19 protein-coding genes are annotated in these 19,934 nt (G+C 69.0%); 11 read left to right on the forward strand and 8 right to left on the reverse strand.

Annotated elements, in window-relative coordinates:
• Window positions 1-6: 6 nt before the first annotated feature.
• From COC42_RS12575 to dacB, 4 genes are read left to right on the forward strand one after another with little or no spacing between them, the layout of a single operon-like run.
• Window positions 7-933 carry a dipeptide epimerase gene (locus COC42_RS12575; protein WP_342747321.1) on the forward strand — a complete coding sequence of 309 codons (927 nt, stop codon included), beginning with the start codon at window positions 7-9 and terminating at the stop codon, window positions 931-933.
• Window positions 930-2,471: an N-acyl-D-amino-acid deacylase family protein gene (locus tag COC42_RS12580; protein WP_245844105.1), complete on the forward strand. Its 1,542-nt coding sequence runs from the start codon at window positions 930-932 to the stop codon at window positions 2,469-2,471. Before COC42_RS12575 ends, COC42_RS12580 begins: the two co-directional genes overlap by 4 nt.
• Complete coding sequence (locus COC42_RS12585) at window positions 2,468-3,679, forward strand: dicarboxylate/amino acid:cation symporter (RefSeq protein WP_096343655.1); 1,212 nt, start codon at window positions 2,468-2,470, stop codon at window positions 3,677-3,679. Before COC42_RS12580 ends, COC42_RS12585 begins: the two co-directional genes overlap by 4 nt.
• Window positions 3,676-5,031 (forward strand): D-alanyl-D-alanine carboxypeptidase/D-alanyl-D-alanine endopeptidase, encoded by a 1,356-nt coding sequence (gene dacB, locus COC42_RS12590; RefSeq protein WP_096343656.1) that lies wholly within the window; start codon window positions 3,676-3,678, stop codon window positions 5,029-5,031. Before COC42_RS12585 ends, dacB begins: the two co-directional genes overlap by 4 nt.
• Before the next feature lie 150 nt (window positions 5,032-5,181).
• Here dacB and clpS read toward each other — a convergent pair whose 3' ends face one another.
• From clpS to COC42_RS12605, 3 genes are all read right to left on the reverse strand, one after another.
• Window positions 5,182-5,517: an ATP-dependent Clp protease adapter ClpS gene (clpS, locus tag COC42_RS12595; protein ID WP_096343657.1), complete on the reverse strand. Its 336-nt coding sequence runs from the start codon at window positions 5,515-5,517 to the stop codon at window positions 5,182-5,184.
• Window positions 5,518-5,666: 149 nt separating this feature from the next.
• Complete coding sequence (locus tag COC42_RS12600) at window positions 5,667-6,473, reverse strand: phasin family protein (RefSeq protein WP_096343658.1); 807 nt, start codon at window positions 6,471-6,473, stop codon at window positions 5,667-5,669.
• A 111-nt stretch (window positions 6,474-6,584) separates the two neighbouring features.
• Window positions 6,585-8,318, reverse strand: a complete 1,734-nt coding sequence (locus tag COC42_RS12605) for a PHA/PHB synthase family protein (protein ID WP_096343659.1) — start codon at window positions 8,316-8,318, stop codon at window positions 6,585-6,587.
• A gap of 91 nt (window positions 8,319-8,409) precedes the next feature.
• On the opposite strand from COC42_RS12605, the gene COC42_RS12610 reads away from it, so the two are divergent.
• The 6 genes from COC42_RS12610 (at window position 8,410) to COC42_RS12630 (ending at window position 12,709) form a co-directional block, all read left to right on the forward strand.
• Window positions 8,410-9,621, forward strand: a complete 1,212-nt coding sequence (locus tag COC42_RS12610) for an LL-diaminopimelate aminotransferase (RefSeq protein ID WP_096343660.1) — start codon at window positions 8,410-8,412, stop codon at window positions 9,619-9,621.
• Window positions 9,622-9,870 carry a hypothetical protein gene (locus COC42_RS17495; protein WP_141395852.1) on the forward strand — a complete coding sequence of 83 codons (249 nt, stop codon included), beginning with the start codon at window positions 9,622-9,624 and terminating at the stop codon, window positions 9,868-9,870.
• 231 nt (window positions 9,871-10,101) lie between these two features.
• Window positions 10,102-10,830, forward strand: coding sequence for a 4-hydroxy-tetrahydrodipicolinate reductase (dapB, locus tag COC42_RS12615; RefSeq protein ID WP_096343661.1), 729 nt, complete (start codon window positions 10,102-10,104; stop codon window positions 10,828-10,830).
• 3 nt (window positions 10,831-10,833) lie between these two features.
• Window positions 10,834-11,505, forward strand: a complete 672-nt coding sequence (nth, locus tag COC42_RS12620) for an endonuclease III (protein WP_096343662.1) — start codon at window positions 10,834-10,836, stop codon at window positions 11,503-11,505.
• Window positions 11,506-11,543: 38 nt separating this feature from the next.
• Entirely contained in the window at window positions 11,544-11,966 is a 423-nt protein-coding gene (locus COC42_RS12625) for a DUF2147 domain-containing protein (RefSeq protein WP_096343663.1), read from the forward strand.
• Window positions 11,966-12,709 carry a 16S rRNA (uracil(1498)-N(3))-methyltransferase gene (locus COC42_RS12630; protein WP_096343664.1) on the forward strand — a complete coding sequence of 248 codons (744 nt, stop codon included), beginning with the start codon at window positions 11,966-11,968 and terminating at the stop codon, window positions 12,707-12,709. The genes COC42_RS12625 and COC42_RS12630 overlap by 1 nt, the downstream gene beginning before the upstream one ends.
• Before the next feature lie 96 nt (window positions 12,710-12,805).
• Here the strand turns inward: COC42_RS12630 and COC42_RS12635 are convergent, their stop codons facing one another.
• From COC42_RS12635 to COC42_RS12655, 5 genes are all read right to left on the reverse strand, one after another.
• Window positions 12,806-13,441, reverse strand: a complete 636-nt coding sequence (locus tag COC42_RS12635) for a carbonic anhydrase (protein ID WP_096343665.1) — start codon at window positions 13,439-13,441, stop codon at window positions 12,806-12,808.
• Window positions 13,438-15,069: a SulP family inorganic anion transporter gene (locus COC42_RS12640; RefSeq protein WP_245844107.1), complete on the reverse strand. Its 1,632-nt coding sequence runs from the start codon at window positions 15,067-15,069 to the stop codon at window positions 13,438-13,440. Before COC42_RS12640 ends, COC42_RS12635 begins: the two co-directional genes overlap by 4 nt.
• Before the next feature lie 181 nt (window positions 15,070-15,250).
• The gene (locus tag COC42_RS12645; protein WP_342747311.1) at window positions 15,251-16,561 is read right to left on the reverse strand and encodes an ATP-binding protein; all 1,311 of its coding nucleotides are present in this window, start codon (window positions 16,559-16,561) and stop codon (window positions 15,251-15,253) included.
• Window positions 16,561-17,262 (reverse strand): response regulator, encoded by a 702-nt coding sequence (locus COC42_RS12650; protein ID WP_096343667.1) that lies wholly within the window; start codon window positions 17,260-17,262, stop codon window positions 16,561-16,563. The genes COC42_RS12645 and COC42_RS12650 overlap by 1 nt, the downstream gene beginning before the upstream one ends.
• Before the next feature lie 103 nt (window positions 17,263-17,365).
• Window positions 17,366-18,688 carry an MFS transporter gene (locus tag COC42_RS12655; protein WP_096343668.1) on the reverse strand — a complete coding sequence of 441 codons (1,323 nt, stop codon included), beginning with the start codon at window positions 18,686-18,688 and terminating at the stop codon, window positions 17,366-17,368.
• 141 nt (window positions 18,689-18,829) lie between these two features.
• On the opposite strand from COC42_RS12655, the gene cyoA reads away from it, so the two are divergent.
• Complete coding sequence (gene cyoA / locus COC42_RS12660; protein WP_096343669.1) at window positions 18,830-19,927, forward strand: ubiquinol oxidase subunit II; 1,098 nt, start codon at window positions 18,830-18,832, stop codon at window positions 19,925-19,927.
• The last annotated feature ends 7 nt before the right edge of the window (window positions 19,928-19,934 follow it).

A 19,934-nucleotide genomic window follows, 5' to 3' on the forward strand; every position in this document is an offset into this window, starting at 1 on the left:
TTTGCCCTGCACGCGCCGTTCCGCATCGCGCGCGGCGTGAAGACGGTGGCCGAAGTGGTCGAGGTACGGGTCGAGGAGGCGGGCGTCGTCGGGCGGGGCGAGGGCGTGCCCTATCCCCGCTATGGCGAGAGCGTGGCGGGCGCGCTGGCGGCAATCGAGGCGGTGCGTGCGGCGGTCGAGGCGGGGGCGGGGCGATCGGAGCTCCTGTTGCTGATGCCGGCAGGGGCGGCGCGCAATGCCCTCGATGCGGCGCTGTGGGACCTCGATGTCGGGCTCGGCCGCGCTGTTCTGCCGACCGCGATGCCGACCGAGACGGCGGTGACGGTAGGCATCGACACGCCCCGGGCGATGCACGCGGCGGCGCTCGCGCTCGGCGCGGTGCCGCTGGTCAAGGTCAAGGTCGATGGGGAGGCGGTCGCCGACCGGGTCGCCGCGGTACGCCGCGCGCTGCCCGACGCGCGGATGATCGTCGATGCCAATGAGAGCTGGACGCTCGACACGCTGCGCGCGGTCGCCCCGGCGCTTGTCGAGGCGCGCGTCGATCTGGTGGAGCAGCCGCTGCCTGCCGACGCCGACGACGCGCTCGCGGGGTTCGCCGCCCCCTTTCCAATCGCCGCCGACGAATCGGCGCACGGCATCGCCGACCTCGACCGGCTGAAGGGTCGCTACAGCCACATCAACATCAAGCTCGACAAGGCCGGCGGGCTGACCGCCGCGCTCGTGCTCGCTGACGCGGCAGAGGCAGCGGGGCTGGGGTTGATGCTGGGGTGCATGGTGGCGAGCTCGCTCGGCATCGCGCCGGCGCTGCGGCTGGCGCGGCGGGCGGCGTTCGTTGATCTCGACGGGCCATGGTGGCTGGCCGAAGATCGGGCGGGCGGCGGGCGGATCGTGGGTGGACGGATGACGCCGCCCGCGCCGGGTTTCTGGGCGTGAGGGCTACAATCCTCCCCGCTCTGCTGGCGCTCGGCGCCGCGCCGGTCCCCGCCGACCTGCTCATCCGCGGCGCGATGGTAGTGACGGGCAGCGCCGCGCCCTTCACCGGTGACGTGGCGGTAAGGGGAGAGCGGATCGTTGCGGTCGGGCCTCGCCTGTCGATGCGCGCGACGCGCACCGTCGATGCCGAGGGGTTGGTTCTGGCGCCCGGCTTCATCGACCCGCACACCCATGTCGAGGACCAGCTGCTCGGGACCGACGCGAGGGCGCGCCTGCTCGAGCGTTTCCTGATGCAGGGGGTGACGACCGCCTTCATCGGCAATGACGGCGGCGGCGAGGCCGATGTGCGCGCGGTGCTGGCGAGCGCCGCGGCGCGGCCGGTCGGGATCAACTACGCCAGCTATACGGGCTTCGGCACGATCCGCCGCGCGGTGCTGGGCGACGCCGATCGCGCGCCGACGCCCGCCGAGCTCGCGGCCATGAAGGCGCTGGCCGCGCGGGCGATGTGCGACGGCGCGCTGGGGCTGTCGAGCGGGCTCTACTACGCGCCGCAACGCTTCGCCAAGACCGCAGAGGTGGCCGCCGTTGCGGCCGAGGCGGGGCGGCGCGGCGGCTTCTACGACACGCATCTGCGCGACGAATCGAGCTATTCGATCGGCCTCGACTCCGCGGTCGAGGAAGCGCTGGCGATCGGCCGCGCATCGGGCGCGGCGGTGCACATCGCGCATATCAAGGCGCTGGGCGCCGATGTCGAGGGCCGCGCGCCGAACGTCATCGCGCGGATCGAGGCGGCGCGCGCCAAGGGCCAGCGCGTCACCGCCGACCAGTATCCCTGGGACGCCTCGGGCACCAGCCTAGTCGTCGCGCTCGTGCCGGGTTGGGCGCAGGCGGACGGCCGGGCGGCGATGCTGGCGCGGCTGAGTGAGGCGCGCGTCAAGGCTGAGATGCAGGCGAACCTGCGGCGGCGGGGCGGGGCGGAGAAGCTGCTCGTCACCAGCGGCCCGATCGATGTGAAGGGGCGGACGCTGGCGCAGATCGCCGCGGCGCGCCGGCTCGATCCGGTCGAGGCGGCGATCGCGGTCATCACTCGCGAGGACCCGGCGGTGGCGAGCTTCAACCAGTCCGAGCGCGACATCCGTGCCTTCATGGCCCGGCCCTGGGTGATGACGGGCAGCGACGCCTCGACCGGGCACCCGCGCGCCTTCGGCAGCTTCGCGCGCAAATATGCGGTCTATGTTCGCGAGCGCCGCGTGCTCGATCTCGCCGGGTTCGTCACGCGCAGCTCGACGCTGGCGGCCGACACCTTCGGCCTCAAGGATCGGGGCCGGATCGCCCCCGGTGCCTTCGCCGACCTCGTGCTGTTCGACCCGCGCAGCTACGCCGCTCGCGCCACCTATGCCGAGCCCGAACGGACCGCCGCGGGCGTCCGGATGGTGCTCGTCAACGGGCGGGTGGCGGTGGAAGAGAGCAGGCTGACCGGCGTGGCGGCAGGGCGTGCGCTGCGGCGGATGCCGCGCGAGGGTACGTGCCCAGCATGATCACGCGCTGGCTCGCCGTTCCTCTATGGCTGCGCGTGCTCGGCGGCCTCGTGCTCGGCGTGCTGTTGGGGCTCGCCTGGCCCGAGGCCGCGCCCAGGGTCGTGCTGCTCGGCGAATGGTTCGTACGCGCGATCCGGATGCTCGTCGCGCCGATCGTGCTGGTGACCATCGCGGCGGGAATCGCGAGCATGGCCGATCCGGCGAAACTCGGCCGGCTTGGGCTGCGAACGATCGGGCTGTTCGCGGCAACGACGCTGGCGGCGGTGGCGATCGGGATGGCCGTGGCGGCGCTGGTGCAGCCGGGGGCGGGCGCCCCGCTCGCCGGGGTGGCGGCGCAGGCGCTGGGCGAGCCGCGCAGCCTCTATGACACCGCCGCCGCCATCGTCCCGCTCAACATCGTCGAGGCGCTGGCGAAGGGCGACATGCTCGCGCTGATCTTCACCGCGATCCTGATCGGGGCCGGCACCGTGGCGGCGGGAGAGGCCGGGCGGCCGTTCGCGCGCGGGCTTGAGGCGCTGTCGGCGGTGCTGCTCTCGGTCGTGCGGCTTGTGATGGAAGCGACGCCCTTCGGCGTCTTCGCGCTGATCGCCAATGCGGTAGCGGCGAGCGGGCTCGAGCTGTTCGGCCGAATTGGCTGGCTCGCGCTGGCGGTCGTCATCGGCTCGATCGCGCAGATGGCGATCGTCCACGCGCCGCTGCTGCTCGCCGTCGCGCGCCGGTCGCCGCTCGGCTTTTGGCGCGACAGTGTCGAGGCGCTGGCGATCGGCTTCTCGACCGCATCGAGCGCGGCGGTGCTGCCCGTTGCGATCCGGCTTGCCGAGATGCGCCATCGCATCGCCGCGCCGGTGGCGCAGACGGTGCTGCCGCTCGGCGCCTCGATCGGCAAGGACGGGACGGCGATGTATGTGGGGCTGCTGAGCGTGTTCAGCTTGCAGGCGCTCGGCCATGCGATCGCACCCGCCGATTGGGCCGTGATCCTTGTGACCGGCGCGCTGGCGGCATTCGGGACCGCGCCGGTGCCCTCGGCCTCCTTGTTCATGCTCGCGGCGGTGCTGGCGGCGGTGGGGGTGAGCGCGGCCGAAACGGCACTGATCGTCGGGCTGGTGCTGCCGTTCGACCGGCTGCTCGATATGACGCGCACGGTGCCGAGCGCGTCGGCGAATCTCACCGTGGCGGCATGCGTCGACCGGCTGGAGCGCAGGGCATGAGGCGGCTGGCCATCTTGCTCGCGCTTCTGCCGTGCGAGCCGGCCGGGGCGCAGACGCCAGCGCTCGCCGACCGGGTGCGCGCGATCCTTGCTACGCCCGATCTGGCCGGGACGCGCTGGGGGATACTCGTTATCAACGATGCCGGGCGCGAAGTGGTGGCGATCGACCCCGACGCGCGCTTCGTGCCCGCGTCGAACAGCAAGCTCCCCGCCGTTCTCGCCGACATGGCCGCGCCGGCGCCTGTCGAGGGCACCGGCGTCGCGCTGGAGGGCGATGACGTGGTGCTGGTGGGTGCGGGAGATCCATGGCTGTCGAGCGCGGCCGATTGCGCGCGCGACTGCCTCGCGACGCTCGCCGATGCCGTAGCCGCGCGGACCCGCCGCGTGCGCGACGTGATCGGCGACGATCGTCGCTGGGTTGACGAGCGCTGGGGGCAGGGGTGGAGCTGGAACAATCTGCCGACCCGATCGGGCGCAGCGATCTCCGCGCTCAGCCTGGACGAGAATGTGGTCGCGCTGACGGTGAAGCCCGACGGCGGCGTCGCCGAGCCGAGCGGCTGGTACCGGATTGAGGATCGCGTCGAGCCGGGCGCGGCCACGTCGCTATCGATCGAGCGGCTGCCGAGGGAGCGGACGGTCGTCGTGCGCGGCACGATCGCGGGCGCGGCGCCGGTGACGCTCGCGCAGCCGGTGGACGATCCCGCCGCCTATGCCGCGCATCGCTTCGCCGGGTTGCTGCGCGCGCGCGGGGTGAAGGTCGTCGGCGAGGTGAAGGCGCGGCATCGTCGGCCGGGCGAGCCGCCCGCCGCGTTGCCGCTGCCGATCGCGCGCCTGACGCCGCCGCCGCTGGCGGAGACCTATGCCCGGACGCTCAAGGCGAGCCAGAACCTGTTCGCCGAGATGAGCCTGCGCCGCGGCAGCGCCGAAGGAACCGCGGCGAGCGGACTGGCGCGTTACCTGGCGCTCTTCGACGCGGCGGGGGCGGCGCGGACGGGCTGGGACTTTGCCGACGGGTCGGGCATGTCGACCTATAACCGGCTGAGCCCGCGCGCCTCGGTCGCGCTGCTGCGCTGGGCGGCGGGCCAGCCGTTCGCGGCGACGTTCCGCGCGTCACTGCCGATCGCCGGAGTGGACGGCACGCTGGCGGCGCGGTTCAAGGGGACGGCGCTCGAGGGTCGGCTGTTCGCGAAGACCGGCTCGCTCAATGGGGCCTCGGCGCTGTCGGGCTATCTGACGGCGCGAAGCGGGCGGACCCTGACCTTCGCCATCTTCGCCAACGACATGCCGGGTGGTGCCCCGCCGGTCACGCCGGCGATGGACCGTGCGCTGATCGAGATCGCAGAGGCGAATTAGGTTCGTCTCTCAGGTCGCCCCAGCGAAGGCTGGGCCCCTGGCCATCGGTCGCCACAGGCTGAAGCGATCCCAGCCTGTGCTGGGATGCCGTGGGGTTAATCTGATTCGTGACCTGGAACTTGAATCCCAGGTTCCGCTGCCTTGAAGTCGCTACGCCTTCTCCAGCGTGCATTGCAGCGGGTGCTGGTTCTCGCGCGCGAAGTCCATGACCTGGCTGACCTTGGTCTCGGCGACTTCGTAGCTGAACACGCCGCAGACGCCGACCCCCTTCTGGTGGACGTGGAGCATCACCCGCGTCGCTTCCTCCATGTTCATGCGGAAGAAGCGCTGGAGGACGAGGACGACGAACTCCATCGGCGTATAGTCGTCGTTGAGCATCAGCACGCGATAGGGCGTCGGCTTCTTGGTCTTCTCGCGAGTGCGCGTGGCGATGCCGACCGACGTGCCGTTGCCGCCGGTCCCGCCCTGATCGTCATCGTCGCTCATATGGGGGCTGAAACGCTGCATCGGTGCTGAAAATAGGGGATGCCCCCCCATGGGGGCAAGGGCCGTATGGCGGTACCGCCAACGAAAAGGGGCGGCCGCATCGCGACCGCCCCCTTCATTCGATCCATCCCGCCGGGGCGGGCGGATGATTACGCGACGACCTTCACCTTCTCGGCGGCGACGGCCATGCGGTTCGACAGCGGCTGCATCGCGTCGCTCGACAGCTTAAGCATGTGCTCAGTCGCCTTCGAGGCTTCGGCGACATAGGCGTCGAACGCCGAGCGCATGTAATCGCTCTGCAGCTTGAACAGCTCGGTCGGCGACTTGACCGACGCCATGCTCTTCATCGCGGCGGTAGCGTGCTCGAACGACTTGCGGCCGTATTCGGCGGCTTCCTGGCTGAGCGACTCGACGCCCTTGGCGGCGATACGACCGCTCTCTACCATCGCCTCGATGTTGCCCTTGGCGAAGTCGTTCATCTCTTCGGCGAGCTTGGTGCTCTTCTCCATCGCCGCCTTGGCGCGGTCGTTCATGTCGCCGAACATGGCCTGCGCCTTGTGGGTGGTGGCGTCGGCGGCGGTCTTGAGGTCGGTCATCGGAGCGGTTTCCTTCTGCACGGTCTGGGCGGTGGGTGCCGCCGCAGCCGCAACGGCCTGGGCGGTGTCGGTCGCGGTATCGGCAACAGCCTCGACGATCGTCTCGGCGGCCTTGGCGACCGGGGCGGCGACATTCTGGACGGTCGCCTTGGCGGTGTCGGCGACCTTCTCGGCGACCTCGACCACGGGTTTGGGTGCGGGCTTTGCGGGCTTGGCCGGCTTGACGACGGCGGGCGCAGCCTGGACCGCGGCGACCGCAGTGTCGGCGACGGGCACCGGTGCTGCCGGTTTCGGCGGCGACACCTTCGCACGCGGCGCGGTGCCGCGGGGCGTGCCGGGTTTGGAAGACTTGATCGCCATCACTCGCCTCGCGCAATGTTGCGGCGCAGCGATTACCTGATTTCGACCGTTGCCGCAAGCAATTTGTTGCGCTGCAGCAAAAAGGTCAAGATACTGACATTGTGAGCGTTCTCAACGGGTTCTCACGTAAGTTCCGGGCGCATCTTCGAGCGCGGCGAGCGAGCCTTTGCCCGGTATTCTCGCGCCCGTCGCGGGCACTTTCTCGGCGTCAAGCGCGGCGATCCACGCCCTCCAGTCGGGCCACCAGCTTCCTTTCACTTCGCGTGCTCCGGCGACGAAGGCAGCGAGGCTGTCGGCGCCGTCCTCGTTGATCCAATACTGGTACTTGCCTGCCGCAGGCGGGTTGACGACGCCGGCGATATGGCCCGATCCGGCGAGTACGAAGCGCAACGGGCCGCCGAAGTGGTGGGTGATCTTCCAAACGCTTTCGGCCGGGGCGATGTGATCCTCGCGGCCAGCCTGGACATAGGCCGGCGTCGTCACGGTGGTCAGATCGATCGGCGTCCCGGCTACCGCGATCGCGCCCGGCTTCGCCAACTTGTTGTCGCGATAGAGGTCCGACAGATAGCTCTTGTGCCACTTCGACGGCAGGTTGGTGACGTCGCTGTTCCAGTGGAGCAGGTCGAAGGGCGTGTATTCGGCGCCCATCAGGTAATTGTTGGCGACATAGTTCCAGATGAGATCGCGCCCGCGCAGCAGGTTGAACGTCGCCGCCATGTAGCGCCCGTCGAGAAAGCCGTCGGGCGACAGCGCCTCGATCAGCTTCATCTGCTCGTCATCGACGAACAGGTTGAGGTCGCCGGCCTGGGTGAAATCGACCTGCGCAGTGAAGAAGGTGGCGGAGGCCACCTTGTCCGCTTCCCCGCGAGCGGTCAGCAGCGCGAGCGTCGCGGCGAGCGTCGTACCCGCTACGCAATAGCCGATCGTGTGTACCGCCGGCACGCCCAGCAAATCGCGCACGGTGTCGATCGCGTCGATCTGCCCGCGCTCGATGAAGTCGTCCCAGACCACGTCCTTCATCGACGCGTCCGCCGACTTCCAGGAGACGACGAAAACGCTGAGCCCCTGTTGGACCGCCCAGCGAATGAAGCTCTTCTCGGGCGTCAGGTCGAGGATGTAGAAGCGGTTGATCCAGGGCGGGAAGATCAGGAGCGGGATCTTCGACACGTTTTCCGTCGTCGGCGCATAATGGATAAGCTCGTACATCGCCGTGCGCTTGACGACCTTGCCCGGCGTCACAGCGATGTTGCGGCCGAGCTCGAACGCGCCCTCGCTGGTCTGTGTCAGCTGGCCCTTGGCCATGTCGGCAAGCATGTTCTGAAGGCCCTTGAGCAGGCTCTCGCCGCGCGTCTCGATCGCCTTTTCCAGGACCTGCGGGTTGGTCGCGGGGAAGTTGGTCGGGCTCATCGCGTCGATAAAGCCGCGCGTGGCGAAGCGGATCTGCTCCTTTTGGCGCGGATCGACGCCCTCGATCGCATCGACGCCCTTCACGAGGTGCTCGGCGATCAGGAAATAGCTCTGCCGGATGAAGTCGAAGACGGGGTCCTCGCGCCATTGCGGCGCCTTGAACCTTTTGTCGCGCGCCTGCTCGGGCGTCTCCTCGGCAGGTTCGGCATGGGCGGGGTCGAGGAAGCGCTGCCACAGCTTCATCGTGTCGGCCCAGAAATCGGCGCTCGCGCGGATCGCTGGGGTGGGATCGAAGGGGGAGCCGTTCAGCGGCTGGGGCGCGGCCTGCATCAGGTCGAGGCCGTGCTCCATCATCATCTGCTGCATCCGGCCCATCACCCAGGTCCAGTGCTGCAGGTCCTTCAGGTCGGGCGTGATGCCTTCGGGTTGGTCGGCCATGTCCTCTCCTCTGGCAGTCGCCTGTCCGCGCCCGTATAGCGGGGATGCCGCGAGGGTGAAATCGCCGTCGCGGCAATCAGGAGCCACACGCATGTCCTACGACTTCTACCGCATCAAGCGCCTGCCCCCCTATGTCATCGCCGAAGTCAACGCGATGCGGGCAGCGGCGCGTGCGGCAGGCGAGGACATCATCGACCTCGGCATGGGCAATCCCGACCTGCCGCCGCCCGCCCATGTGCTCGAAAAGCTGTGCGAGGTGGCGATGAAGCCCGACGCGCACGGCTATTCGCAGTCGAAGGGCATTCCCGGCCTCCGCCGCGCGCAGGCCAATTATTACGGCCGCCGCTTCGGCGTCGATGTCGATCCCGAAACCGAGGTGGTCGTCACAATGGGGTCGAAGGAGGGGCTCGCCAGCCTTGCCACCGCGATCACCGCGCCGGGCGATGTCGTGCTCGCGCCCAACCCCAGCTATCCCATCCACACTTTCGGTTTCATCATCGCCGGCGCGACGATCCGCAGCGTGCCGACGACGCCCGACGAGGAATATTGGAAGAGCCTCGACCGCGCGATGGCGTTCACGGTGCCGCGACCGAGCATCCTCGTCGTCAACTATCCGTCGAACCCGACGGCGGAAACGGTCGACCTCGCCTTCTACGAGCGGCTGGTCGCATGGGCGAAGGAGAACCAGGTCTGGGTGCTGTCCGACCTCGCCTATTCGGAGCTCTATTTCGACGGCAATCCGACGCGCTCGATCCTCGAGGTGCCGGGTGCCAAGGACGTGGCGGTCGAGTTCACCTCGCTCTCGAAGACCTACTCGATGGCGGGCTGGCGCATCGGCTTCGCGGTCGGCAACCGGAAGCTGATCGCGGCGATGACGCGGGTGAAGTCGTATCTCGATTACGGCGCCTTCACGCCGATCCAGGCGGCCGCATGTGCGGCACTCAACGGCCCGCAGGACATCGTCGAGAAGAACCGCCTCCTCTATCACAAGCGCCGCGACGTGATGGTCGAGGCGTTTGGGCGGGCCGGCTGGGACATCCCGCCGCCCCGCGCTTCGATGTTTGCCTGGGCACCGCTCCCCCCGGCGCTCCGCCACCTCGGCAGCCTCGAATTCTCGAAGCAGCTCCTCACCCACGCCAAGGTCGCGGTCGCGCCCGGCGTCGGTTACGGCGAGGACGGCGAGGGCTATGTCCGCATCGCGATGGTCGAGAACGAGCAGCGGCTGAGACAGGCGGCGCGCAACGTGAAGCGCTACCTCCAGTCGATGGGGGTCAACACGCCGGCACGGGCGAGCAACGGCTGATTGCCTTACGAGCCTCCTTCACAATCTGGTGCGAAGATCGGCTGCGGCTGCGCGACGATCTTCGCGTTCGTCGCGTTCGCCAGCCTGTTGGCGCAATCCTGTGCGGCGGGCCAATGCGAGAGTTCAGGCGGGAGTGATTGTCCTTGGGAGCCGGGCCCGACCGTGTGGCTCATCCTGCCGATCGGCTTTGCGATCGTGTGGGCCTTCAACGCGGTTTGGGAGAAACTGCAAGACGACGCCGATAAGTGAGGCGCGGAAGTCACCGCGTGCGCGGCAGCACGGCCCACCCCCGTTCGTCCCGAGCGAAGTCGAGGGACTTGTTCGAGCGGAGCGAGAACGCCTCAAGGTGCCTCGACTTTGCTCGGCAGGCTCCCTCGACTACGCTCGGGACGAACGGAGTTGATTGCGCGCATCACGCTCTAACCCCTGTTGCGTCCGGGCCGGTCGTGGCAAAGGCACCTCGCAACCAAGGGAACGCGCATGAACCGGATCGGCATTTACGGCAGCCTGGGGCGGATGGGGCAGGCGATCGTCGCGGCGATGCCGGCGCTGGAGGCTGTGCATGCCGGCGGCGTCGATGCGGGCGAAGACCCCGGCCCGCTGGCGCGCGAGTGCGACGTGCTGGTCGACTTCTCCGCCCCCGCGGCGCTCGACGCGCACCTCAATGCGGCGCTCGCAGCGGGCACGCCGATCGTCATCGGCACCACCGGGCTGTCGCCGCACCATCACGACGCGATCGACGCCGCCGCCGAGCGGATCGCGGTGCTCCAGACGGGTAACACCTCGGTCGGCGTCGGCCTCGTCATGGCGCTGGTGCGCGATGCGGCGCGCAAGCTGGGGCAGGAATGGGACATCGAGATCGTCGAGATGCACCACCGGGACAAGGTCGATGCCCCCTCGGGCACCGCGCTGATGCTCGGCGAGGCCGCGGCGGCGGGGCGCGAGACGACGATCGCGGAAACGGGCGTGCAGGGCCGCGCGGGGCTAGTCGGCGCACGCGCGCGCGGGACGATCGGTTTCTCCAGCCTTCGCGGCGGCACCGTCGTCGGCGATCACAACGTCGTCTTCGCGGGCAATGGCGAGCGGATCGAGATCGGCCATTATGCGCAGGACCGCGCGATCTTCGCCGCCGGCGCGGTCAAGGCGGCGCTGTGGCTCGCGGGCCGGGCGCCCGGCCGCTATCGAATGGACCAGGTGCTGGGGCTCTGAGCCTTGAAGAAGGCAGACGTCTTCGAGTTTTTCCGCCGGCTTGCCGAGGCCAATCCAAGCCCCGAGACCGAGCTCGAATCGGTCAACATCTACACCCTGCTCGTCGCTGTCGTGCTGTCGGCACAAGCGACCGACGCCGGCGTCAACCGCGCCACCCGCGCCTTGTTCGCCGAGGTCGACACGCCCGAGAAGATGGTCGCGCTCGGCGAAGAGGGCCTCAAACAGCACATCAAGACGATCGGGCTTTTCAACACCAAGGCCAAGAACGTCATCGCGCTGTCGCAGGCGCTGATCGAGCAGCATGGCGGCGAGGTACCCGCCGACCGCGCGGCGCTGGAGGCGCTGCCGGGAGTGGGGCGCAAGACCGCCAACGTCGTCATGAACGTGGCGTTCGGGGCGGAGACCTTCGCCGTCGACACGCACCTGTTCCGCGTCGGCAACCGCACCGGCCTCGCTCCCGGCAAGACGCCGCTCGCGGTCGAGCTGAGGCTCGAAAAGGTGGTGCCGCAGCCCTTTCGCCTGCATGCCCACCACTGGCTGATCCTCCACGGCCGCTATGTGTGCAAGGCGCGGGCGCCCGAGTGCTGGCGCTGCCCGGTCGTCGACCTGTGCCGCTACAAGCCGAAGACCCTCGCGCCGAAGGCGAAGCGCGCCGACTCAACAATCCCGACCTGAGCCCCTATGTCGTCGACCGTTCGTTTTAGAGGTCGCCCATGCTCATGCCCCTGATCGCGAGCACGTTGCTCGCCGCCGCTCCCGCCCAATCGGCACCCGACTGGTCGGGCGTCTGGCGCAACGGCTCCAACAGCGTCCATATCCGCGCCAGCCGCTGCGGCGAGGCGATGTGCGGCACCGTCATCTGGGCGAGCGAAAAGGCCAAGGCCGACGCAGCCGCCGGCGGGACCGACCGGCTGGTCGGCACGCGCATCTTCGACGGGTTCACGCCCGAGGAGGGCGAGTGGGTGGGCGAGGTCTATGTCCCCGATCTCGCCAAAAGCTTCTCGGGCTCAATCTGGATGGAGGGGCGCAACACGCTGGTCGGGCGCGGCTGCCTTTTCGGCAATTTCGGCTGCCGCGAGCAGCGCTGGACGCGCGTCGCCGACACCGCCCGGCCCAAGCCCAAGCGTCGCCGCTGATGGCGGCGACGCCCGCCTGGCCGCCCGATTCGACCCCCCGCCTGTTCGTCGAGACGCCGCTGTCGCATGGCGCGTTGGTGCCGATCGGGGGCGGGCAGGCGCATTATCTGGCGGGCGTCATGCGGCTGAAGGTCGGCGATCCCGTTCTGCTGTTCGACGACGCGACCGGCGAGTGGCTCGCCACCGCGAGCGAGGTGCGCAAGCGCGACCTGACCCTGACGGTCGGCGACCGGCTGCGCGCGCGGGAGGCGGTGCCCGACCTGTGGCTGTGCGCCGCGCCGATCAAGAAGGGGCGGATCGACTGGGTCGCCGAAAAGGCGTGCGAGCTGGGCGTCGACCGGCTGGTGCCGGTACTGACGCAGCGCACGATCGTCGATCGCCTCAACCTCGACCGCCTTCGCGCGCACATGATCGAGGCGGCCGAGCAGTGCGGGCGGACGGCCCTGCCGTCACTGGCTGAGCCGGTGAAGCTCGCGGCGCTGCTTGCCGATTGGCCCGCCGACCGCGCGCTGTTCTTTGCCGACGAGAGCGGCGGCGTGCCCGCTGCGGCCGCGATGCGAGCGCGGCCCGGGCCTGCGGCGATCGTGATAGGACCGGAGGGCGGCTTCACCCCCGCCGAGCGCGAGGCGATTCGCACCTGCCCCGCGGCGGTCGGCATCACGCTCGGCCCGCGCATCCTGCGCGCCGAGACCGCGGCGGCGGCGGCGACCGCGCTGTGGATGGCCGCCGCGGGCGATTGGTAGGGTTCGACCGGGGAGCCGACGGGGAGGGGACCGCGGCCCCCCGATCCGGTTGAGGGCGCCGGCGCACGAGGCGCCGCCCCCCTCAACCGATCGCGTTCAGACGAGCACCGGCTCGGGCCGCTCGACCGCGTCGAGCCGAGTGCCGGCATCGATCGTCATCAACGGCTTCAGGATGCCGTCGCGCAGGTCATAGACCCAACCGTGCAGCGTCAGCTCCTGACCCCGCTCGAACGCCGCTTGTACCAGCGGCACGCGGGCGAGCCGGACAAGCTGGTCGCGCACGTTGAGTTCGACCATGCGATTCAGCCGCTGCCCCTCGGGCAGGGCATCGACCTCTTCGGCGTGCTCGGTGTAGACGTCGTGGACGCCGGCCACCCATTCTCCGACCGCGCCGGTGCCCTCGCGCTTCCACCCCTGCGCCACGCCGCCGCAGCCGTAATGGCCGCACAGGATGATGTGGCGGACCCGGGTGCGCTCGACCGCGGTTTCGAGCACCGCCATCAGGTTGCGGTCCTCCTCATAGACAAGGTTCGCGACGTTCCGGTGGATCGACATCACGCCGGGGGGCGAGTTGGTGATCTGGTCGGGGGCGACGCGGCTGTCGGAGCAGCCGATCCAGAGGAAGTTGGGCTGCTGCGCCTCGGCCTGGCGAGTGAAATAGTCGGGGCGCTCTTCGCGAAGCTGCTCGGCCCACGCCTTGTTGGCGAGGAGCAGGAGTTTGTAGTCGTTCATATGTGTACGAGCTCCCGGCGCGGGGCATTAACGAGCGGCGCGCTCTTCTCGGCGATATCGCCGCGGACCGACACCTTGATGTCGCGGAACGGCGCGCCGCGGACGAAGGCGTTGATGATGTCGATATTGTCGAGGTCCACATACGAGGTCGCCGACAGGTCGATGAGCAGGTCGGCGCCTGCAGGCACCCGGCCCAGCGCCTTTTGCAGCTCGTACTTGTGGATGAAGTAGAGGTTGCGGCGCGCGCGGATCATGCAGCTCTTGCCATCGGTGTCGCACACGAAGCTGACCGCGGGGCGGAAATTGCGCGCGACGACGAAGACGAAGCCGACCGCCAGCCCGATGATGATGCCGATCAGCAGGTCGGTGAACATGATCGCCGCGATCGTGACCACGAATGGCACGAACTGCGTATAGCCCTGCTTCCAGCGCTTCAGGAACAGCGCCGGCTTGGTGAGCTTGTAGCCCGTCTGGATGAGCACGGCGGCAAGCGCGGCGAGCGGGATGAGGTTTAGGATCGCCGGGATCAGCACGACGCTGAGCAACAGCCAGCTGCCGTGCATGATCGTCGAGAGCTTGCTTGACGCGCCCGAATCGACGTTCGCCGAGGAGCGGACGATGACCGAGGTGACGGGCAGGCCGCCGATCAGGCCGGAGACGAGATTGCCGCCGCCTTGCGCGAACAGCTCGTGATTCTTGTCGGTCGTGCGGCGCTGGGGATCGAGTTCGTCGACCGCGGTGACGCTGAGCAGCGATTCGAGGCTGGCGACGATCGCCAGGGTGATCGCGACGGTCCAGACGGTCGCGTTGCCGATCTGACCGAAATCGGGGAGCGAGAACAGGCCGACGAAGCCCGAAAAGCCGTCGGCGATCGGCACCTCGACCAGATGCTCGCGCTCGAGCTGGAGTCCGGGGGCGACGACGCCAAACAGTGCGTTGAGGCCCACCGCGCCGGCGACGACGACGAGCGGTCCGGGAAGGAGCTTGAGCGGCCCGTCCTTCGGCTTGTTCGCGTCCCACCAGAACAGGAACGCGATCGAGATCACCGAAATGACGACGGCGCCCATCGTCAGCTTGTCGGTGAGCGAGAACCAGAGCGTCGAGAGCGTGTTCATCCCGTCGGTCTGGGCAAAGGCGAACTCGCCCGAGGGATCGCCGTCATAGCCGACCGCATGCGGTACCTGCTTGAGGATCAGGATCAGGCCGATCGCCGCGAGCATCCCGGTGATGACCGAGCTCGGGACGAATTCGGCGAGCACGCCCGAGCGGCTGAGCGAGAACAGCATCTGCATCGCGCCTGCGAGCACCACGGCTAGGGTGAAGGCCTGGAAGCTCGGCAGCGACTGGATCGCGTCGAAGACAATGACGGTCAGGCCTGCGGCAGGCCCGCTGACCGAAAGCGGCGACTTGGACAGCAGGCCGATGACGATGCCGCCGACAATGCCGGCGATCAGTCCGGAAAACAGAGGCGCGCCCGACGCGAGCGCGACGCCGAGGCAGAGCGGCAGCGCCACCAGCGCGACGACGATCGAGGCGGGCAGGTCCTGCTTCCACGTGGCGAAGCTCGGCAGAAGGCCGATCTTCGCGGCAGCGGGCGGCGGAGCGGCGACTGCGGCGGGAGCGTTCACGCCGCGCCTCCGGTTTCGGTTCCGACGCTTGCCCGCATGACACCCTCCACACTTGCAGGCGCAACACGCGCACCGCAGCGGATGGCATAGCCCGACGCACCTTTCCCGTTGGGGACGCCGTGTAAGGAATGATTGCTGGCGGGCGTGCCCGCATCCGTGTTTCGAAAGGAAGCCGGTTGCTCTATCCCGGCAGCGCGATCGTGGCCCGCAAACCGCCTGCGGGCCGGTTCGCGAGCTCCAGCGTTCCGCCCTCCGCTGCCACCGCCCGCGCGACGATCGACAGGCCCAGGCCGAAGCCCGCAGTGTCGCGCCCCCGCGCGGCGTCGAGCCGGACGAAAGGTTCGAGCACCAGCGCCAGCGATTCCTCGGGGATGCCCGGGCCGTCATCCTCGACATGGAGGTAGACATGGCCCGGCCGCTGCTCCAGCCGGACGACTACGTCGCGTCCGTGGTGCACGGCGTTGTCGACGAGGTTGGTGACCGCACGGCGAAAGCTCGACGGGCGGACGCGGTGCTCGAGATGCGCCGGTCCTTCGTAGCGGACGGCATGGCCATGGTCGCTCGCATCGTCGGCAAGGCTGGCGCACAGCACCGCGAGATCGACGCGGCGCGGCACCTCGGGATCGGCCTCGCCGCCGAGGAAGGCGAGCAGCGAATTGACCATCGCCTCCATCCCCTCGATGTCGGCGGCGACCTCGCGCCGCAGATCGGCGTCGGGAATCGCGTCGGTGCGCAGCTGCAGCCGCGCGAGCGGCGTGCGCAGGTCATGGCCGACCGCAGCAAGCGCGCGGGTCCGCTCGTCGATCAGCCGGCGGATGCGCGCCTGCATGGCGTTGAATGCGGCGATCAACCGGCGAATCTCGGCCGGCCCCGCCTCTGCAAGCTCGGGCAGCGCCTCGCCCGGCGTATAGCGCTCGACCGCGCCGGTCAGGCTACGGATCGGCTTGACCGTGCGCCGGATCAGGAGGCCGCCCATCAGCATCACCGCCAGCACGGGGATCGCCGCCGCGATGACTCGCTCCCACGGCACGCCCGCCGATCGCACCGGCTCGGCGGTGCGGAAATAGATCCAGCTCGCGTCAGGCAGGCGCATCAGTCCGGTGATGACCGACTTGGTGCCGACGCGCAGCAGCGCGAGGCGGACCTGCTGGTCCTCGAGCCCTGGTTCCCATGCGATCACCTGATCGCGGATCTGGTTCGGAGGCGGGCCGTTCTGCGGCAATGTCGGCTGCTCGGGGCTCCAGCGGACGATGTAGCGATCGGTGGTCAGCTCCGCGGCATAGCGCGGCCGTGCAGGCGGCGGCGCTTCGCCGACGAGGCGGCGGACAATGACCAGATGCTCGGCCAGCCGCCGCGCTTCGTCATCGCGTACCGAGAATTCGGCCGCGCGTTCGTAGAGGAGCGTGCTGGCGACGAACTCGAGCGCGAGCGCGAACAGCAGGATTGCGACCAGCCGGCCGATCAGCCCCATCGCCGGCCAGTGCGGCCGCATCATTCGCGCGTGACTGGGGCGCTCAGCATGTAGCCGACGCCGCGCACTGTGACGATCGGCGCGGGACGTTCCTCGGTCGACAGCTTGCGGCGCAGACGGCTGATGAGCACGTCGATCGACCGGTCGGACGAATCGCCGATGCGCGTGCGCGACAGTTCGATCAGCCGCTCGCGCGCGATGACGCGCTGGGCATGATCCACGAGGACGGCGAGCAGGTCGAACTCGGCACCGGTCAGCTCTACGACCGCCTCTGTGGGCGAGCGCAGCTCGCGCCGCGGCAAGTCGATCGTCCACCCCTCGAACCGGGCGATGCCCTTCGACCGTTCTTCGCCGCCATTGCCCTTGGCTTCCCAGCGGCGAAGGACCGCCCGCACGCGCGCGATCAGCTCGCGTGTGCCGAAGGGTTTGGGCAGATAGTCGTCGGCGCCGAGCTCGAGGCCGATGACGCGATCAACCTCGCTCCCCTTGGCGCTGATGAAGATGATGGGGACGTCGCTCTGTTGGCGGATGCGGCGGCAAAGATCGATGCCGCTGGTGCCGGGGAGCATGATGTCAAGAAGGACGAGTTCGACGTCGCCGCCTTCGAACGCCTGCCAAAACTCGGGGGCGGCGGCGCAGGCGCGCACCTGATAGCCGTTTTCCTGGAGCGCGCGCGCAGTAAGGACGCGCAGTGCCGGATCGTCTTCGACAAGCAGGATCATATGGGCGGGTGTAGTGCGCGGCGGACGCGGGGGGAAGACCTGCTCCCCTCCCTGACAGGCGACCCACCACCCAACTCCTCCCCTTAGCGGGGGAAGAGGACGCTCAATCCAGCCGCCGCGCGAGTTCCTTGTTGAGCGCCAGCGCCACCAGCGTGCCGATCGCACCCGACAGAAGATAGCCCCCTGCCGCCGCCAGCCCGAAATAGTGGGTGAGCGCCAACGCCGCGAGCGGGGCGAAGCCCGCGCCGAACAGCCAGGCGAGATCGCTGGTCAACGCAGCGCCGGTATAACGCGCGCGCTTGGGGAAATTGCTCGTCACCGCGCCCGACGACTGGCCGAACGCCAAGCCGAGCAGGATGAAGCCCGAGATCATGAACACCGACTCGCCGATCGCCCCGCCGCGCAGCAGCTGCGGCGCGAAGCCCGAGAAGACGGCGATCGCCGCGGCGGTGTAGCCAAGCACCGAGCGGCGGCCGATGTGGTCGGCCAGCCAGCCCGAGGCGACGATCGACGCGACGCCGAAGGCCGCACCCACCATCTCGATGACGAGGAAGCGCGTCAGGCTCTCGCCGGTATAGACATAGACCCAGCTGAGCGGGAACACCGTCACCATGTGGAACAGGGCGAAGCTCGCGAGCGGGGCGAAGGCGCCGATGACGATGTTGCGCCACTGCGCCTTGATCGTCGGCGCGACGCGCGACGGGGTGAGCTCGCGGCTCTTGAACAGCTCGGCATATTCGGCGGTGACGACCATTCGCAGCCGCGCGAACAACGCGACGACGTTCAAAGCGAAGGCGACGAAGAAGGGATAGCGCCAGCCCCAGGCAAAGAAATCCTGCTCGCCGATCGTGCCGAGCAGGAAGGCGAACAGCCCGCTCGCCACGATGAGGCCAAGCGGCGCGCCGAGCTGCGGCACCATCGCGAACCAGCCACGCTTGCCCTCGGGCGCGTTGAGCGCAAGGAGCGAGGCCATGCCGTCCCACGCGCCGCCGAGCGCGAGGCCCTGGCCGATGCGCAGCAGGCCGAGGATCACCGCGGCCCAGATCCCCGCCGCCTCGTAGCTCGGGAGGAAGCCGACCGAGACGGTCGACGTGCCGAGCAGGAACAGCGCGATGGTAAGCTTGGTCCCGCGCCCGTGCCGCCGGTCGATCGCCATGAAGATCTGCGTGCCGATCGGCCGCGCGACGAAGGCGAGGGGGAACAAAGCAAAGGACAGAAGCGTCGCGGTCACGCGATCGGCAAAGGGAAAGATCAGCTCGGGAAACACGATCACGCTGGCGATCGCATAGACGAAGAAGTCGAAGAACTCGGAGGTGCGCCCGATGATGACGCCGATCGCGATCTCGCCCGGACGGACATGCTCGTCGGCGTGCATGGCGCGCGCATCGCGCTCGAGCGAACTGGAATGGGCGACGGCTTCGGCCATGACGGGCGGTTCCTTGTGGCGGGGCCTTTGGGCGAGCAACCCGCGAGCCGCGATTGCGCTCCCTTACCCCCTTCGCCGCGGGCGTGGCATAGGACATTTTGTCCTATTTCGCGTGAAGGTCGCCGGGCCTAGCTCAGCATCATGCTGAACCGCCCGCGTGCCCTGGCTCTCCGTTTCGCGACCTTCGCCGCCGCCCCGCTGGCGCTTGGCGGGTGCGACATGGTGGTGATGAACCCCGCGGGCGACGTCGCGCGCCAGCAGGCCGACCTGATCCTGTGGTCGACGGGCCTGATGCTGCTCATCATCGTCCCCGTGATCGTACTGACCGCGGTTTTCGCCTGGCGTTACAGGGCGACCAACGAGGAGGCCGAGTACAAGCCCGACTGGGACCATTCGACGGGTCTCGAGCTCATCATCTGGTCGGCGCCGCTCCTCATCATCATCGCATTAGGCGCGCTCACATGGGTGGCGACGCACACGCTCGACCCCTATCGCCCGATCGGCCGGATTGCCGCAGGCAAGCCGTTGCCCGCGACGCAGCGCCCGCTGGAAGTGCAGGTCGTCTCCCTCGACTGGAAATGGCTGTTCATCTACCCCGAACAGGGCGTCGCCAGTGTCAACGAGCTGGTGCTGCCGGTCGATCGCCAGGTGAGGTTCCGCCTCTCCTCGTCGAGCGTGATGAACACCTTCTATGTGCCGGCGATGGCGGGCATGATCTACACGATGCCGGGTATGGAGACCAAGCTTCATGCCGTCTTGAACAAGCCCGGCGATTTCGAGGGAATGTCGGCGCACTATAGCGGCGCGGGCTTTTCCAAGATGAAGTTCCGCACCCATGCGGTTGACCAGGTGGGCTTCGATCAGTGGATCGCGCGCGCGAAGGCGGCGCCCGCCCGGCTCGATGCCGCGACCTATCTCAAGCTCGAGCAGCCGAGCGAGGACGTGAAGCCGATGCATTTCGCCCGCGTCGAGCAGGGCATCTTCGGCCGCATCGTCAACCTGTGCGTCGCGCCGGGCCAACCGTGCATGACCGAGTCGATGCATGGCGGCGGCCATTCGGGCCTGCCGCAGCCCACCAACAACATCGTGCGTCCGCGCACCGAGGCCGCGTTCCAGCGCGCGCCCGGCGAGGATGCCGCAAGCCCGCGCACCGATGCCGAGGGCAAGGGCGCCAGCGCCCCCGCCCGGACCGGCAGCGGCCAGCGTGTCGACCGCGAAGCGCCCGTCAAGGGCAATTGAGGAAGCC

Source organism: Sphingomonas spermidinifaciens, from assembly GCF_002351485.1.
GTDB classification, from domain to species: Bacteria; Pseudomonadota; Alphaproteobacteria; order Sphingomonadales; family Sphingomonadaceae; genus Sphingomonas; species Sphingomonas spermidinifaciens.